This window comes from Sphingomonas sp. AC449 (assembly GCF_979253475.1).
This window is the reverse complement of the sequence record NZ_CEEDCZ010000045.1, coordinates 1-279: the sequence shown is the minus strand read 5'-3', so window position 1 is coordinate 279 and position 279 is coordinate 1. Positions and strand designations below refer to the sequence as shown.

The following is a 279-nucleotide window of genomic DNA, read 5'->3' as shown; positions in this document are numbered from 1 at the left end:
ATGCAGACGCCGCCATCGTCGGCGCGCAGGTGTCGCTGGGCACCGGCCTCGCGTTCAAGCACAAATATTCCGACGATGGCGGCGTCTGCCTGGCCTATTTCGGCGACGGTGCGGCGAACCAGGGCCAGGTCTACGAGAGCTTCAACATGGCCGAGCTGTGGACGCTCCCGATCATCTTCGTGATCGAGAACAACCAGTACGCCATGGGCCCGAGCGTCAATCGCGCCTCGGCCGAGGACCAGCTCTATCGCCGCGGCGAAGCGTTCCGCATCCCCGGCA

1 protein-coding gene is annotated in these 279 nt (G+C 65.2%); it reads left to right on the top strand.

Features of this window, described 5'->3' with window-relative positions:
* The coding region (locus AC0CH3_RS17790) for a thiamine pyrophosphate-dependent enzyme (protein ID WP_465238124.1) at positions 1–279 on the top strand (279 nt) is incomplete at both ends.